This window comes from Marilutibacter penaei (genome assembly GCF_014145395.1).
Classification (GTDB): Bacteria; Pseudomonadota; Gammaproteobacteria; order Xanthomonadales; family Xanthomonadaceae; genus Marilutibacter; species Marilutibacter penaei.
Genome location: NZ_JACHTE010000006.1, coordinates 19,470 through 34,842, shown reverse-complemented (window position 1 = coordinate 34,842; position 15,373 = coordinate 19,470). Strand labels below are relative to the sequence as shown.

The 15,373-nt window shown below is 70.2% G+C and carries 12 protein-coding genes; 9 read left to right on the top strand and 3 right to left on the bottom strand.

Annotated elements, in window-relative coordinates; genetic code table 11:
* Positions 1-57 precede the first annotated feature (57 nt).
* Positions 58-1,470 carry a coniferyl aldehyde dehydrogenase gene (locus tag H4F99_RS09140; protein WP_182669439.1) on the bottom strand — a complete coding sequence of 471 codons (1,413 nt, stop codon included), beginning with the start codon at positions 1,468-1,470 and terminating at the stop codon, positions 58-60.
* Positions 1,471-1,593: 123 nt separating this feature from the next.
* On the opposite strand from H4F99_RS09140, the gene H4F99_RS09135 reads away from it, so the two are divergent.
* The 8 genes from H4F99_RS09135 (at position 1,594) to H4F99_RS09100 (ending at position 11,813) form a co-directional block, all read left to right on the top strand.
* Positions 1,594-2,136 (top strand): gamma carbonic anhydrase family protein, encoded by a 543-nt coding sequence (locus H4F99_RS09135; protein ID WP_182669438.1) that lies wholly within the window; start codon positions 1,594-1,596, stop codon positions 2,134-2,136.
* Positions 2,137-2,203: 67 nt separating this feature from the next.
* On the top strand, positions 2,204-2,908 hold the full coding sequence (locus H4F99_RS09130; protein ID WP_246371655.1) for an RDD family protein: 705 nt from the start codon (positions 2,204-2,206) through the stop codon (positions 2,906-2,908).
* Entirely contained in the window at positions 2,905-3,930 is a 1,026-nt protein-coding gene (locus tag H4F99_RS09125) for a stage II sporulation protein M (RefSeq protein WP_182669437.1), read from the top strand. The genes H4F99_RS09130 and H4F99_RS09125 overlap by 4 nt, the downstream gene beginning before the upstream one ends.
* Positions 3,927-5,531 carry a DUF4129 domain-containing protein gene (locus H4F99_RS09120; protein WP_182669436.1) on the top strand — a complete coding sequence of 535 codons (1,605 nt, stop codon included), beginning with the start codon at positions 3,927-3,929 and terminating at the stop codon, positions 5,529-5,531. The genes H4F99_RS09125 and H4F99_RS09120 overlap by 4 nt, the downstream gene beginning before the upstream one ends.
* Positions 5,528-7,009, top strand: a complete 1,482-nt coding sequence (locus H4F99_RS09115; protein ID WP_182669435.1) for a DUF4350 domain-containing protein — start codon at positions 5,528-5,530, stop codon at positions 7,007-7,009. The genes H4F99_RS09120 and H4F99_RS09115 overlap by 4 nt, the downstream gene beginning before the upstream one ends.
* A gap of 107 nt (positions 7,010-7,116) precedes the next feature.
* Positions 7,117-8,058: an AAA family ATPase gene (locus tag H4F99_RS09110; protein ID WP_182669661.1), complete on the top strand. Its 942-nt coding sequence runs from the start codon at positions 7,117-7,119 to the stop codon at positions 8,056-8,058.
* Positions 8,055-9,398 (top strand): DUF58 domain-containing protein, encoded by a 1,344-nt coding sequence (locus H4F99_RS09105; RefSeq protein WP_343064181.1) that lies wholly within the window; start codon positions 8,055-8,057, stop codon positions 9,396-9,398. Before H4F99_RS09110 ends, H4F99_RS09105 begins: the two co-directional genes overlap by 4 nt.
* Before the next feature lie 183 nt (positions 9,399-9,581).
* Positions 9,582-11,813: an NADP-dependent isocitrate dehydrogenase gene (locus H4F99_RS09100; RefSeq protein ID WP_182669434.1), complete on the top strand. Its 2,232-nt coding sequence runs from the start codon at positions 9,582-9,584 to the stop codon at positions 11,811-11,813.
* A 168-nt stretch (positions 11,814-11,981) separates the two neighbouring features.
* Here the strand turns inward: H4F99_RS09100 and H4F99_RS09095 are convergent, their stop codons facing one another.
* Positions 11,982-12,755, bottom strand: coding sequence for a rhomboid family intramembrane serine protease (locus tag H4F99_RS09095; RefSeq protein WP_182669433.1), 774 nt, complete (start codon positions 12,753-12,755; stop codon positions 11,982-11,984).
* Between the two features lie 69 nt (positions 12,756-12,824).
* A complete protein-coding gene (locus H4F99_RS09090) occupies positions 12,825-13,781 on the bottom strand; it encodes a TerC family protein (protein WP_182669659.1) in 957 nt (318 codons plus the stop codon).
* 277 nt (positions 13,782-14,058) lie between these two features.
* Between H4F99_RS09090 and H4F99_RS09085 the strand changes: the two genes are divergently transcribed.
* Positions 14,059-15,228: a class I SAM-dependent rRNA methyltransferase gene (locus tag H4F99_RS09085; RefSeq protein ID WP_182669432.1), complete on the top strand. Its 1,170-nt coding sequence runs from the start codon at positions 14,059-14,061 to the stop codon at positions 15,226-15,228.
* Positions 15,229-15,373: the final 145 nt, after the last annotated feature.

Sequence of the window (15,373 nt, the reverse complement as noted above, 5' to 3'; positions counted from 1 at the left end):
ACGGCGGGCCTGGGCCCGCCGTTCTGCATTCCGCTGTCCGCGGCGGAACTTACCCGGTTACTTCGACAGCCAGCGGATCAGCGTATCCACGCGACCGGTGTACGGCGGCCGGATCATGTCGCTGCCGGCCCAGCGTGCCTGGTGGACCACCGGCAACAGCTTGCTGAAGGTGTCGAAGCCGTGGCGGCCGTGGATGCTGCCGATGCCGCTCGGCCCGACGCCGCCGAAGGGCAGGTCGTGCACGCCGAAGTGCAACAGGGTGTCATTGACCGTCACGCCGCCGGGTAGCGCGGCATCGAGGATGCGCCCGACGTCCGCCTTGCGATCGGTGAAGGGATACAGCGCCAGCGGCCGGGGCAGGCATTGCAGGGTGGCGAGCGCCTCGTCGAGCGTGCGGTAGGAGAGCACCGGCAGGATCGGACCGAAGATCTCGTGCCGCATGACCTCGCTTTCGAGCGGTGGGTCGACCACGAGGGTGGGGGCCAGCAGCCGCTCGACGCCTTCCGTGCCATCGAAGGGTTCGATGACCCGGGCACCGCGCTGGCGCGCATCGTCGATATAGCCGCGCAGGCGGCCCAGCTGCGCGTCATTGATGATCCGCGTGTAGTCGGGCGACGCCGAGATGTCGCCATAGCGGTGATGCAGCTCGTCCAGGACCGCGTCGATGAAGGCGTCGCGTCGCGAGGCCTCCACCAGCACGTAGTCCACGCCGATGCAGGTCTGGCCCGCGTTGATCCACTTGCCGGTGGCGATGCGGGCGGCCGCCTTCGCCAGGTCGAAACCGGGACAGACGACGGCGGGCGCCTTGCCACCCAGCTCCAGCGTCACCGGGGTCAGGTTCGGCGCGGCCGCGGCCATCACCTTGCGGCCGACCGCCGTCGAGCCGGTGAACAGCAGGTGGTCGAAGGGCAGGGCCGCGAAGGCAGCGCCGACATCGGCCCCCCCAAGAGCGACGGCCACGCGGTCGGCGGGAAATACGCGGGCCAGCAGGTCGCGCAGCCACGCGCTCGTGGCCGGCGTGTGCTCGGAGGGCTTGAGATAGACATGGTTGCCAGCGGCGATCGCCGACACCAAGGGCATCAGGGCGAGGTTTACCGGGTAGTTCCAGGGCGACAGGATCCCGACCACGCCAAGCGGGCGCGGCTCGATCCACGCGCGCGCCGGCCAGAAGCGCCAGCCGCTGCCCACCCGCCGCCGCCGGCTCCAGCGTCGCAGGTGCTTCAGCACATGATCGATCTCGGCGAGTACCACCATCGACTCGGAGATCAGGTTCTCGTGCTCCGAACGATGGCCGAAATCCGCACGGATCGCCGCGTCCATCGCGGCCTGCTCGGCACGGAAGGCGTCGCGCAGCCGCTGCAGGTCCGTGCGGCGCTGCGCCAGGTCCGGCACGCGTGCCTGCCAGGCGTCGCGGAGGGTCCGAAGGGTGGCCGGGAGGCGTTCGCCGGTGTTGTCGGTTCGGGTATCCATGCGGTCCAGTGTAGTGGCCATGTACCGCGGGATAAGGGGCAATCCGGTCGTCCATTGCTGGCCGGTTTTGCCCGCCGGCGCGGCCGCCCACCACCGACCACGCGCCGGCGATAGAATCGGGCCATGACCCTGCGCCCTTACCTGGACACCTTTCCCGCGCTCGGCGAGCGCGTCTACGTCGATCCTGCCGCCACCGTCATCGGCGACGTGCGGCTTGCTGACGACGTCTCCATCTGGCCCGGCTGCGTGGTGCGCGGCGACGTCAACCACATCGAAGTCGGCGCACGCACCAACATCCAGGACGGGACCATCGTCCATGTGACCCACGAAGGGCCGTTCACGCGCCCGGGCGGCCTGCCGACGGTGATCGCGAACGACGTGACCATCGGCCACGGCGCGATCGTCCATGCCTGCACCATTCACGAGTTCGCCCTGATCGGCATGGGCGCGACCCTGCTGGACGGGGCCACGGTGTCGCGCTTCGGCTTCGTCGGCGCGGGTGCGGTGGTGTCGCCCGGCAAGACGGTCGGCGAGGCGGAACTGTGGTTGGGCAACCCGGCGCGCTTCGTCCGGACACTAAGCGAGCGCGAGATCGAACAGTTGCAGTACAGTGCCCAGCACTACGTGCGGCTGAAGAACCGCTATCTAGAGGGCGGTGGCGCCTGAGCCGGACGCGCAACGCCACCAGGGACGGGCAGCAGGGGGACGCGTGCTGGGTACAGCGGAAGGCGGCATGACGAACGCGGGTCACGCGAGGCCCATGCTGGATACCTGTCGTGAGGTGGTGACGCCCGAAGGCGTTGCGCTGCGGCTGCCCGCCGCCGGACCGATGCCGCGCGCGCTCGCGTGGCTGGTGGACTTCGCGATCCGCCTGGCGCTGGTGTTCGCGATCGGCGTCGTGCTGGGCCTGATGGGGCGCAGCGGCACGGGCGTGTACCTGATCGGCCTGTTCGTGGTGTTCTGGTGCTATCCGATCCTGTTCGAATGCCTGTGGGACGGCCGCACGCCGGGCAAGCGCCTGCTGCGGCTGCAGGTGATCGCCGGCAACGGGGCACCGGTCGGCTGGCTGGCGGCGATCGCGCGCAACCTCCTGCGCGTGGTCGACATGCTGCCGTTCGGCTACACCGTCGGCTTGCTGGCGAGCTTCGCCGATCCGTGGGGCCGACGCCTGGGCGACATGGTCGCGGGCACGCTGGTCGTCCACGAGGTGCAGGATCGCGACGCGCCCACCCTCCCTGCCGCCGAAGCGTTTCCCGCGCCGGTCACGTTGTTGCCGGCCGACCAGGCGGCGCTGGTCGCGTTCGCCGAGCGGGCCGCCCACCTGACGCCGGCCCGCCAGGTCGAGATCGCCGAGCTCGCCACGCCGTGGCTGGGCCTGCGCGGCCATGCCGCCGTGCAGCGCCTGTTCGCCATCGCCAACGGATTGCTCGGCCGATGAAGCAGGCGCAGTTCGTCCGGCGCCACGAAGCGGAGTGGCAGGCCCTCGAGCAGTGGTTCGATGCACGGGCGTCCGCGCGCAAGGCGCGCCGGGATCCCAAGCCGTGGAATGGCCTGCCCGACCATGAGGTGCCTGCCCGCTACCGTCGTCTCTGCCAGCATCTCGCGCTGGCGCGGCGACGCGGCTACAGCCCGGTCCTGACCGCGCGCCTGCAAGCCATCATGCAGCGTGGGCACGCGGTGCTGTACCGGCCGCCGCCGCCCCGCTGGCGCCTCGTGCTGGAGTTCCTGGTGTCCGGGTTCCCGCGCCTGGTACGGGCCGAGCGCGGTTGCATGCTGGCCTCGTTGCTGCTGTTCACGGTGCCATTGGTTGCGATCTACGTGGCCATCCAGGTGCGACCGGAAATCGCATCGAGCCTGTTCGATCCGGCGCAGCTGGCCGAATTCGAACGGATGTATGACCCCAACGACCCGGACCGCGCGCTCGGCCGCGACAGCGGCACGAACCTGCAGATGTTCGGGTACTACATCTGGAACAACATCAGCATCGGTTTCCGCACGTTCGCCAGCGGCTTGCTCGCGGGACTGGGCAGCGTGGTGGTGCTGCTGATGAACGGGGTGCTGTTCGGCGGGGTGGCCGGCCACCTGCAGGCGGTGGGGCATGGCGATCCGTTCTGGCGCTTCGTGTGCGGCCACGGCGCCCCGGAGCTGACCGCCATCGTCATCGCGGGCGGTGCCGGGCTGCGGCTGGGACTGAACCTGATCGCGCCGGGCCGGCGCCGGCGGATCGACGCGCTCGTCGATGGCGGCATGCGGGGCGCGCGGCTGTGCCTGGGCATTTTCGTGATGCTGCTGTTCGCGGCCTTCGTGGAGGCCTTCTGGTCCTCGATCGCGTGGATGCCGGCGTGGATCAAATACACAGTCGCGGCCCTGCTGTGGGGCGGGGTCCTGGGCTGGCTGTTCTTCGGCGGTCGCCACCTCGGCCCGACGTCGACGGACGATGCGGCGGCGGGCGCGGCATGAACGTCGAGTCGATCACCGTCGCGTTGCGGCCACGCACCGCCTGGGAGGCGGTCGAACTGGGCACCGCGCTGACCCGGCGCCATGCCGGCGCGATCTGGCGGCCCTGGCTGGTGCAGAGCGTCGGGGTGCTGGCCGTACTGCACCTGCTGGGCTGGGCGCTGCAGGCGATGTGGCTGGTCCCGCTGCTGATGTGGTGGCTGAAGCCGGTGTTCGACCGAATCCCACTGTACGTCCTGTCGCGCGCGGTGTTCGGCAGCGTGCCCGGGACGGGCGAGACCTTGCGTGCGCAATGGCACTGGGGCCTGCGCTGGATGCCGGCCTACCTCACCTGGCGACGCCTGAGCCCGGTCCGGGCGCTGAACCTCCCGGTGGACCTGCTCGAAGGCGGCAACGCCGCATCGGCCCGGCAACGCCGCCGCGCCCTGGTCGGTCCGGCGTACGGGGTGGCGACGTTGACCACGCTGCTGTGCCTGCATTTCGAGCTTGCGCTGTACCTCGGTTTCAACTTCCTCGCGGTGCTGTTCATCCCCGCCGAACAACTGGCTGAAACGGCACATACGCTGTGGGAGGCCATGCTCCAACCCCCGACCTGGCTGGACGTGGTGCAGAACCTGCTCACGTGGCTGGCGATCACGCTGGTGTCGCCGTTCTACGTGGGCGCGGGGTTCGGCCTGTACCTCAATCGCCGGACCGAAATCGAAGGGTGGGACATCGAAGTGGCCCTGCGGCGCCTGGCGGCCCGGCTGGCGCGCACCGGCGCGGCAGTGGTGCTGGTGCTCGCGTGCCTCGCGCCGCTGCAGTGGGCGCACGCGCAGGACACGCCCGGGCCCGCGCGTGCACCCGCGCCGGTCGAAACGCGCGATGCGGACGATGACGCAGGCGCGAAGGAAGCCCCGCCCACCCTGCCGCCGGTGTTCGGCACCCTGGCCGATGACGCGGCCCTGCGCGAAGGGGTGGAACGCGCCATGGCCGATCCCAGCGTCACGCCGAAACGCACCGTGCAGCGCTGGAAGCGGATCGATCGCGAAGAGGAAGACGAGGCCGAGCTCGATACCGGCCCCCTCCAGCGATTCTCGCGTGCGATGGGGAAGGCGCTGGGCCTGCTGGGTGAGATCGGCCTGTGGGTGGTGCTCGCTGCCGTGGCCCTGCTGCTCACGCTGACCGCGCGGCACTGGTGGCCGTGGCTGCAGGGCGCCACGCGTCGCGAACGCCGGCCCGATGCCGAGGCGGTCCAGGCGGCCCTGCCCGAACACGCGCCGCTGCCGGATGACGTGCCGGGTGCGGTCCGCGCGCTGTGGCAGGACGGCCGTCGCCGCGATGCACTGGCCCTGCTCTATCGCGCGAGCGTGGAAAGCATGGCGGCGCGGGCGCGGGTCGACCTGGTGCCGGGCGCGACCGAGGCGACCTGCCTGCGCGCCGCACGCCGCCTTCCCGACGCCGCCGACCGCGACGCGTTCGAGACCGTCGTGCGCACCTGGCAATATGCGGCGTACGCCGACCGCTGGCCGGACACGCCGCATGTCGAGGCAATGCTCGACCGCATCGCCGCCCGCTTCGGCTGGGGCCACCGCGCACCCCCGCCCGTCGAGGCTTCCGCGTGAGCCGTCGCATCCTGCTCTACGTGGCCGGCTTCGTGCTGCTCGCAGTCGCGTTGCTGCTCGGTGCCTGGTACTGGTCGACCCACTTCGAGCGGGTCGAGGAAGACGTCGACCTGCCGCGCATCGGCGAGATCACCTACAACCCCCTGTACGTGCTGGGTCTTTCCCTGCGCGAGACCGGCTGGACCGTGGACATGCGCCAGCGGCTGACGCCGGATACCGTCGCGCTGGGCGCACGTGACACCGTCCTGCTGCTCAACGATCCGCGCCGCCTGTCCGGGGCCGACACGCGCGCCCTGCTCGACTTCGTCGAAGGCGGCGGACACCTGGTGATGCGCACGCCGCCGCCCGAGACCTTCACCCCCGAGGCCAATGCCGCGTTGCTCGAGGCGATCGGCGTGGCGCTGGAGGGCAGCTCGGGCTGCACGCCGATGCAGGTGGCCGGCGAGGATCCCCATGTCGAGTTCTGCCAGGGCCAGGGCTTCGTGGTGGACGCGCCGGTGCAGCATGCGTGGCATCCCGCCCGTGAAGAAGCCGCGTCCCGCTTCATCGCGCGCGTAGCGGGGGCGAAGGACGGCAGCGAGTCGGACGACAAGGCCGGCGATCTCGCCGACCTGGCACCCGTGCCGACGCCGACGCGGCCCCGCCCGGCACCGGTGCGCGACACGCACGCGCCGAAGCGCGATACCGCCCTGCGCAAGGACGTGGGCAAGGACGCAAGCAAGGACACGGATCGCACGGCGACCGGCGACGATGCCCCCGCGTCCAGCCGTTTCCGGGAACGCAGCGACGCGGGCGATGCCCCTGTCGATGCAGGGAGCGATGGCGCAAGCGAAGCCGGGAGCGAGGTCGGGAGCGACGACGCCGAGGCCGAGGCCGACGCCGGCGAAGTCCTGGTCTATGCCCGCGTCAGCCATGGCGAAGGTACCGTCGACGTACTGGCCGACCTCGACTTCCTCACCAACGACAGCCTGGCCGAACCGCCGCACGTCACCCTGACCCGCCAGCTGTTCGAGCCCAACCACGGGGCGGGCACCGCGCACCTGCTCTACGCCGCCGAGATGCCGTCGCTGTGGCGTTGGCTGTTCGAGAACAGCTGGATGGCTTGGGGACCGGCGTTGCTGGCGTTGCTGGCATGGCTGTGGGCGCGCACGGCCAGACTCGGTCCGCTGCGGCCGTCGCCCCCGCAGGGCCGGCGCTCGTTGATGGAACACGTGACCGCCACCGGCGAGCACGACTGGCGATATGGACAGGGCGCCGTCCTGCATGCCGCCGCCCGCGAAGCCTTCCTGACCCGCCTGCGTCACCGCGATCCGCGCCTGGCGGCGCTGGACGGCGACCTTCAGGCCCGCCTGCTGTCCGAACGCTTCGGCCTGCCTTCGGACGAGATCCGCCAGGCCCTCTCGACACCGCCCCGGCGCGATGCGCTGGCCCTGCACACCCGCATTGCCACCCTGATCCGGTTGAGGAATCAGCTATGACCTCCAACGACCTGCCCCTGCCTCCCGACACCCCGACCGCACCGCCGGTGCAGGACCCACCCTCGATACCCGCTCCGGGCACTGTTCCGGAGGCCACCCGCGTCCTGATGGAGCGGGCGGCGGCCGTGCGCGAACAGGTGGGCCGGGCCTTCATCGGCCAGCCCGAGGTGCTCGACCAGATCCTCGTCGCACTGCTGGCCGGCGGCCACGTGTTGCTGGAAGGGGTGCCCGGGCTTGGCAAGACCCTGCTGGTGCGGGCCCTCTCGCAGGCGCTGGATTGCAGCCATGCCCGCGTGCAGTTCACGCCCGACCTGATGCCGAGCGACATCAGCGGCCATGCGGTGTGGAACCCGAAGAGCGAGACGTTCACCATCCGTCGCGGCCCGGTCTTCACGAACCTGCTGCTGGCGGACGAGATCAACCGCGCACCGGCCAAGACCCAGTCCGCGCTGCTCGAGGCCATGGCCGAACTGCAGGTGACCATCGAGGGGAAGAGCTTTCCGCTGCCGCCGCCGTTCATGGCGATGGCGACGCAGAACCCGGTCGAACAGGAAGGCACGTATCCCTTGCCCGAAGCGCAGCTCGACCGCTTCCTGCTGAAGGTGCTGATCGACTATCCCGACCGCGAGGACGAGAAGCGCATGGTGGCTGCGGTCAGCCGCGGGCGGAACGCGGCCGATTTCGACCTGTCCGCCGTGCAGCGCGTGCTCGGGCCGGAGGACATCGTTGCGCTGCAGGCGGGGACGGCACAGGTCGCCGTGGACGATGCGGTGATCGACTACGCCGTACGCATCGTCGCGGCCACGCGCGACTGGCCCGGCATCGCACTGGGCGCTGGCCCGCGCGGCAGCCTGGCCCTGGTGCGGGCCGCGCGCGCGCAGGCGGTGCTGTCGGGCCGCGACTTCGTCACCCCGGACGACATCCGCGAAATCGCGTTGCCGGCGCTGCGGCACCGCATCGCACTCGCTCCGGAGCTGCAGATCGAAGGGCAACGCCCGGACGACGTGCTGAAAGCCCTGCTGGCCAAGGTCGAGGCGCCGCGCCAGTGAGCTGCACGGCCGCGCGCCGCGCGCTGCCGCGTCCTGCCCCGGCGCTGCTGGGGGCCCTGGGCGCATGGGCAACGCTCGGCCTGGTGGCGAGCCTCCACGCCGCCTCCACGCCGGTCTGGAGGTGGAGCGGCGTCGCGTTGGCCGTCGTCGCCCTGCTCGACCTGCTGCGCCTGTGGCGCGCGCCCGCGCCCGGGGTCCAACGCCACGTGGCCGACACCTGGCCGATCGGCATCGAACGCCCCGTGAGCCTGGAGCTCCAACCGGTGCGCTCCCAGCGCGTGGAGGTGTTCGATCTCCATCCGGAAGGCTGGACGGCCCACGGGTTGCCGCGATACCTGCGGCTGCGCCGGGGCGAATCGACCCGCTTCGACTACCGCCTGCGCGCCGGCGAACGCGGCGACTTCGCCTTCGATGGCGTGCAGCTGCGCCTGCATGCGCCATGGCGCCTGTGGTGGCAGGACCGCATCGTCGGCGAAGCGCAGCCGGTGCGCGTGTTCCCCAATTTCGCGCCGCTGGCGAAGTTCGCGATGTTCTCCGCCGAGCAGGCCTCGCGGCTGGTCGGCGCGCACCTCAAGCGGCGGCGTGGCGAGGGCACCGACTTCCACCAGATGCGCGAGTACCGCCTCGGCGACAGCCTGCGCCAGGTCGACTGGAAGGCCACCGCGCGGGCGCGCAAGCTGATATCGCGCGAGTACCAGGACGAGCGCAACCAGCAGCTGGTGCTGCTGCTCGACACCGGCCGCCGGCTGCTCGCCCAGGACACCGGCGACGACGGCCGCGGCCTGGCCCATTTCGACCATGTGCTCGACGCGGCGCTGGTCGTGGCCTACCTCGCCTTGCGTCAGGGCGATGCGGTTGGCCTGCTGGCCGCCGGCGGCGACCATGCGTGGGTCCCGCCGCGGCGCGGTGCCGGCGCCATCGAGGGGCTGCTGCGCGGCAGCTACGCGCTGCAGCCCAGCGCGGTCGCCACCGACTTCCTCGCCGCCGCCACCGAGCTCTCGGTGCGCCAGCGCCGGCGTTCGCTGGTGATGCTGGTGACCAACCTGCGCGACGAGGACATGGACGATGTGCTCGCAGCGGTCCAGCTGCTGCGCAAGCGCCACCTGGTGTGCGTGGCCAGCCTGCGCGAGAAGGCGCTCGACGACGCGCTGGCCCGCGAGGTGGAGGACCTGCCCGGCGCCCTGCGTGCCGGTGCCACCGCCCAGTACCTGCAACAGCGCAGCGCGGCGCACGAGGCGCTGCGGCACCACGGCGTACTGGTGCTCGACGTCACCTGCGACCAGCTGGCGGCTTCCCTGGTCGAGCGCTACCTGGCGGTCAAGCGCGACGGCCTGCTCTAGCCGCGCAACGCCATGGTCTGTGCCTGAATGGCCCGGGTCATCACCCCGCGTCATGCCGCCATGCCATTCAGCCAGACCCTGCCCTTTGCCCCGAAACCGTACGGTTGCGACAATGGCGGGCCTGATCCGCGCCCACGGCGCGTGCCCGCGGCTGCGGCCGCCCCCCCTCAGCGAGTTCCCTGCATGGCCAACACCCCGAAGATCATCTACACCCTGACCGACGAAGCCCCGCTGCTGGCGACCCAGTCGCTGCTGCCCGTGATCGAGGCCTTCGCCGGCACCGCGGGCGTGGCGGTGGAGACGCGCGACATCTCGCTGTCGGGCCGCATCCTGGCGCAGTTCCCGGAGCGCCTGTCGGACACGCAGAAGATCGGCGACCACCTCGCCGAGCTGGGTGAGCTGGCCAAGACGCCCGAAGCGAACATCATCAAGCTGCCGAACATCAGTGCCTCCGTGCCGCAGCTGAAGGCCGCGATCAAGGAACTGCAGGCGCAGGGTTACCCGCTGCCGGATTACCCGGAAGAGCCCAAGGGCGAGGAAGAGGCCGACATCAAGGCGCGCTACGACCGCACCAAGGGCAGCGCGGTGAACCCGGTGCTGCGCGAGGGCAACTCGGACCGCCGTGCGCCGGCCTCGGTCAAGAACTACGCGAAGAAGCACCCGCACCGCATGGGCACGTGGAGCGCCGGCTCGAAGTCTCACGTCGCGCACATGGAGGATGGTGACTTCTACGGCAGCGAGCAGTCGGTGGTCATCGCCGACGCGGGCACGGTGAAGATTCGCCTGACCGGCACCGACGGCCGGTCGAACATGCTCAAGACCGGCATCAAGGTCGGCGAGGGTGAGGTGATCGACGCCACCCGCATGAGCCAGAAGGCGCTGGCCGCGTTCGTGCGCGCCCAGATCGAGGACGCGCGCGCGCAGGGCGTGCTGTTCTCGCTGCACCTGAAGGCGACGATGATGAAGGTCTCCGACCCGATCATCTTCGGCGTGGTGGTCAGCGAGTTCTACGCACCGGTGCTGGCCAAGCATGCCGCGGTGCTGGACGAGGCCGGCTTCGACCCGAACAACGGCATCGGCGACCTGTATGCGCGCCTGCCGTCGCTGCCGCAGGACGTCGCCGCGCAGATCACCGCCGAGATCGACGCGCTGTACGCCGACCGTCCGGCGCTGGCGATGGTCAACTCCGACAAGGGCATCACCAACCTGCACGTGCCGAGCGACGTGATCGTCGACGCCTCGATGCCGGCGATGATCCGCGACTCCGGCGGCATGTGGAACGCCGAGGGCAAGCTGCAGGACGCCAAGGCGGTGATCCCCGACCGCAACTACGCGGGCATCTACCAGGCCGTGATCGAGGACTGCAAGGCGCACGGCGCGTTCGACCCGGCGACCATGGGGAGCGTGCCGAACGTCGGCCTGATGGCGCAGAAGGCCGAGGAGTACGGCAGCCACGACAAGACCTTCCAGATCCCCGCCGACGGCGTGGTCGAGGTGCTCGACGATGCCGGCCAGGTGCTGATGTCGCACGAGGTCGAGGCCGGCGACATCTGGCGCATGTGCCAGACCAAGGACGCGCCGATCCGCGACTGGGTCAAGCTGGCGGTCACCCGCGCGCGCCTGAGCGGCACGCCCGCGGTGTTCTGGCTGGACCCGCAGCGCGCCCACGACCGCAACCTCGCGGCCAAGGTCGAGCAGTACCTCAAGGACCATGACACCGCCGGCCTCGACATCCGCGTGCTGTCGCCGGTCGAGGCGATGCAGCTCTCGCTCGAGCGCATCCGCCGCGGCGAGGACACCATCTCGGTCACCGGCAACGTGCTGCGCGACTACCTCACCGACCTGTTCCCGATCATGGAGCTGGGCACCAGCGCCAAGATGCTGTCGATCGTGCCGCTGATGGCCGGCGGCGGCCTGTTCGAGACCGGCGCCGGCGGCAGTGCGCCCAAGCACGTCCAGCAGTTCGCCGAGGAGAACCACCTGCGCTGGGATTCGCTGGGCGAGTTCCTCGCGCTCGCGGCCTCGTTCGAGCACCTGGCGGAGACCACCGGCAATGCACGCGCCAAGGTCCTCGCCGACGCGCTGGATGCCGCCAACGGCCGCTTCCTCGACGAGAACAAGTCGCCGTCGCGCAAGGTGGGCGAGCTCGATAATCGCGGCAGCCACTTCTACCTGACCCTGTACTGGGCACAGGCGCTGGCCGCGCAGGACGGGGATGCCGACCTGAAGGCGACGTTCGTCCCGGTGGCGAAGGCGCTGTCGGAGAACGAGGCGACCATCGTCGCCGAGCTCAACGGCGCGCAGGGCGGCGCGGTGGAGATGGGCGGCTACTACCACCCCGACTTCGCGAAGCTGGCGAAGGCGATGCGCCCGAGCGCGACCTTCAACGCGGTGATCGACGGCCTGGCCGGCTGATCCCGCGCGACGCCGGCCGCGAGCCCAGGCACGTACCCGCCGGCCAGCACGCCGGTCCGATGCCGCCTCTCCCGCCCTCGTCGGGAAAGGCGGCGTCCTTTCGGGCGGCGCGCCAAGGCCGTGCGGTTGCCGCGAGCCCGCCGGAGACGGGCCTGGCGGGAGGTGTGTTCAGTCGCGCCGCGGGAACGGCAGCACCTTGCCGCGCTCGTCGGCGGGCGTTGGCCGCTGCCAGATCACCGGCACGTCGCGTGGGCCCTCGGGCTCGAACTCGCGGCGGTCGGATTCGGCCACGGGATCGAGCTCATCCTCGTCTTCCCAGCTGTAGCGCTTGCGCGGCGGCTGCGGGTCCAGCCGGCGGAACAGCCATGCCGCCAAGACGCCGCCGAGTGCACCGCCCAGGTGGGCCTGCCAGGACACGCCGGGCTCGCGTGGCAGCACGGTCAGCAGCATGCCGCCGTAGAACAGGAACGCCGCCATCGACGCGGCAACAGCCGGGCGGTCGCGCCGCAGCAGGCCCAGCAGGAACACCATGAACATCAGGCCGTGGGTCAGGCCGCTCGCGCCCAGGTGATGGGATCCGGCATCGCCCAGCAGCCAGGCACCGAGGCCCGAACCCAGCCAGATCAAGGGCAGCGCGCGCAGCGTCGCCTTGGGGTACATGCCGCCGGCCAGCGTGCCGAGCATCAGCAGGGCGACCGCATTCGCGGCGAAGTGTTCGAACGAGCCGTGCAGCAGCGGCGCGGTCAACACGCCCAACAGGCCCGACAGCTCGCCCGGGTTCACCGTCCAGCGGCTGACATCGAAGTGCGGCTGGGCGAGGAACACGCCCAGCAGCAGGCCTACGAAACCCAGGCTGAGGTTGAAGGCCCGCAGCCAGCGGCGCTTGTCGGCCTGGCGCTGGTCGGGGGTGTCGGCGATCTCGGCGTCGGTGGGCAGGTGCATGGAATCCAGATGGCAGCCCGCGGGCGGGTTTGCAAGTCCCGCCCACGGGCGACTGTGTCCCGCCCGGGGCTAATGGCCCTTTTCGCGCGCGGGCACCAGCACGCTGAGGAGCATCGTGGCCGCCAGGATCACCGCGACCACGGCCAGCGACACCAGGACCGGGATCTTGTACAGGTCGATGACCAGCATCTTGGTGCCGATGAACGCCAGCACCAGCGCCAGGCCGTAGGGGAGCAGGTGGAAGCGGTCGGCCATGCCGGCGAGCAGGAAGAACATCGCGCGCAGACCGAGCACCGCGAAGACATTGGACGTCAGCACGATGAACGGGTCGTAGGTGATCGCGAAGATCGCCGGGATGCTGTCGACCGCGAAGATCACGTCGGTGATCGCGATCATCACGATGACCACGAACAGCGGCGTGTACAGGCGCCGCCCGCCCCGGACCACGGTCAGCGCGTTGCCCTGGTACTGCTTCAGCAGCGGCAGGTGCCCGCGCATCCAGCGCAGGACGGGGTTCTCCGCGAGGTCGGGCTCCTGGCCCGCGGCGATCCACATCTTGACGCCGGTGACCAGCAGGAACACGCCGAACACGTAAAGCATCCAGTGGAAGCGGGCCAGCAGGGCGGCGCCGGCGAAGATCATGATCGCGCGCAGCACGATCGCGCCGAGCACGCCGATCACCAGCGCGCGCTGGCGCTGGATCTCGGGGACGGCGAAGAAGGTGAAGATCGTCAGGAAGACGAAGATGTTGTCGACTGCCAGCGACTTCTCGACCAGATAACCGGTCAGGAACTCCAGCCCGATCCGGTTGGCGACCTCCGGCCCGGCGGTGCCCTTCAGGTACCACCACAGACCGGCGTTGAAGGCCAGGGCCAGCACCACCCAGCCCAGGCTCCACCAGGCCGCTTCGCGCACGGTGACCTTGTGGGGTCCGCCATGCCGCATCAGCACCAGGTCGGCCTGGAGCGCCAGGATCACCAGCACCGCGAATACACCCCAGAGCAGGGGACTGCCGATCGTTTCCATTGCCATGCGTCTCCGGAAAAAGAAAAGCCCGAACCGCGTGGCTCGGGCTGTTTCGGTGGGTTCCGGACAGACCTCCGCCTTGCGGCGAAGGTCTTGCTCGCGAGCCCGCTCCTGCAGGAGCCGGGTCGCCTTCGGGCCGGAGTCGCGCGGATGAAACCCGGCAACTCGTAATGACGACGGCGAAGTTGGGAGCTACTCCCCTTCTGTGGCCGCGATTCTGGGCGCCCGCGGGCCCTGCGTCAATCGGCGGTGCAGGTCGCGCCGGTACAATGGCGGGATGAATGCGCCGCTCCCCACCGTCCATCTGAAGAACGCCTGGAAGTCCAGCCACCCCTGGATCTTCCAGCGCCTGGTCGACAAGCCGAATCCGAGGCCGAAGCCCGGCAGCATCGTCGACGTCATCGGCGTGGACGGCGAGTGGATCGGCCGCGGGTTCTACAACGGCCACTCGCGGATCTCGGTGCGGATCCTGGAGACCGACCCCAACGTGCCGGTCGACGCCGCCTGGTTCGCCCGCAAGATCGGCGAGGCTGTCGCACTGCGCCGCGACACGCTGAAGCTGGACGCAACCAGCAATGCCTGGCGGGTGGTCCACAGTGAGGGTGACGGGCTCTCAGGCCTGGTGGTCGACCGCTATGACGATCTCGTCGTGGTCGAGTTCTTCAGCGCCGGCATGTTCCGCCACCGCGAGTGGATCTACGACGCACTCTCGGCGCAGTTCCCCGGCTGCCGTTTCTACAGCTTCGCCGACGAGCACGTGCAGAAGCAGGAGAGTTTCGACTTCCGCGGCAACCCGCCGGTGCCGCCGGCCGTCATCACCGAGCATGGCATCCGCTTCCGCGCCGATCCGGCCGGCGCCCACAAGACCGGCTTCTTTGCCGACCAGCGCGAGAATCGCGAGTGGCTGTCGCGGCAGGCCGAAGGTCGCCGGGTGCTCGACCTGTGCTGCAACACCGGCGGTTTCGCTGTGTACGCGGCCGTGCGTGGCGCCAGCGAAGTCGTCGGCATCGACATCGACGCCGACGTCATCGAGATCGCCAAGGGCAACGCGAAGTTGAACAACGTGCGTCCGCGCTTCGTGCAGGCCGACATCTTCCCGTGGCTGCGGGATGCCGCGAATGCGGGCGAGCAGTTCGACATGGTGATCCTCGACCCGGCCAAGATGACCCGCGACCGCGACCAGGTCATCCCGGCGCTCAAGAAGTACCTGGACATGAACAAGCTCGCGCTGGGCGTGGTCAAGCCGGGCGGACTGTTCGCGACCTTCTCCTGCACCGGCCTCGTCAGCGAGGAGCAGTTCCTCGACATGCTGCGCCGCGCCGCCTTCTATGCCGGCCGCACCGTGCAGGTGCTCAAGGTCGCCGGCGCCGGTCCAGACCATCCGTGGATCGCGGGCGTGCAGGAGTCCCGTTACCTCAAGGCGGTGTTCTGCCGCGTGGTCGACTGAGACCCGCTACAGACGCACGCGTCCGCTGGAAGAAAAAGGTTCATCTCCCGATGGGCGGCGACGCCTTCCGAAGCCGTCTCCCCGGAGTGGGGAGATGAACCAAGAAAAAAGGCCGCGCGATGCATGCGCCATGGGACGCATGCAG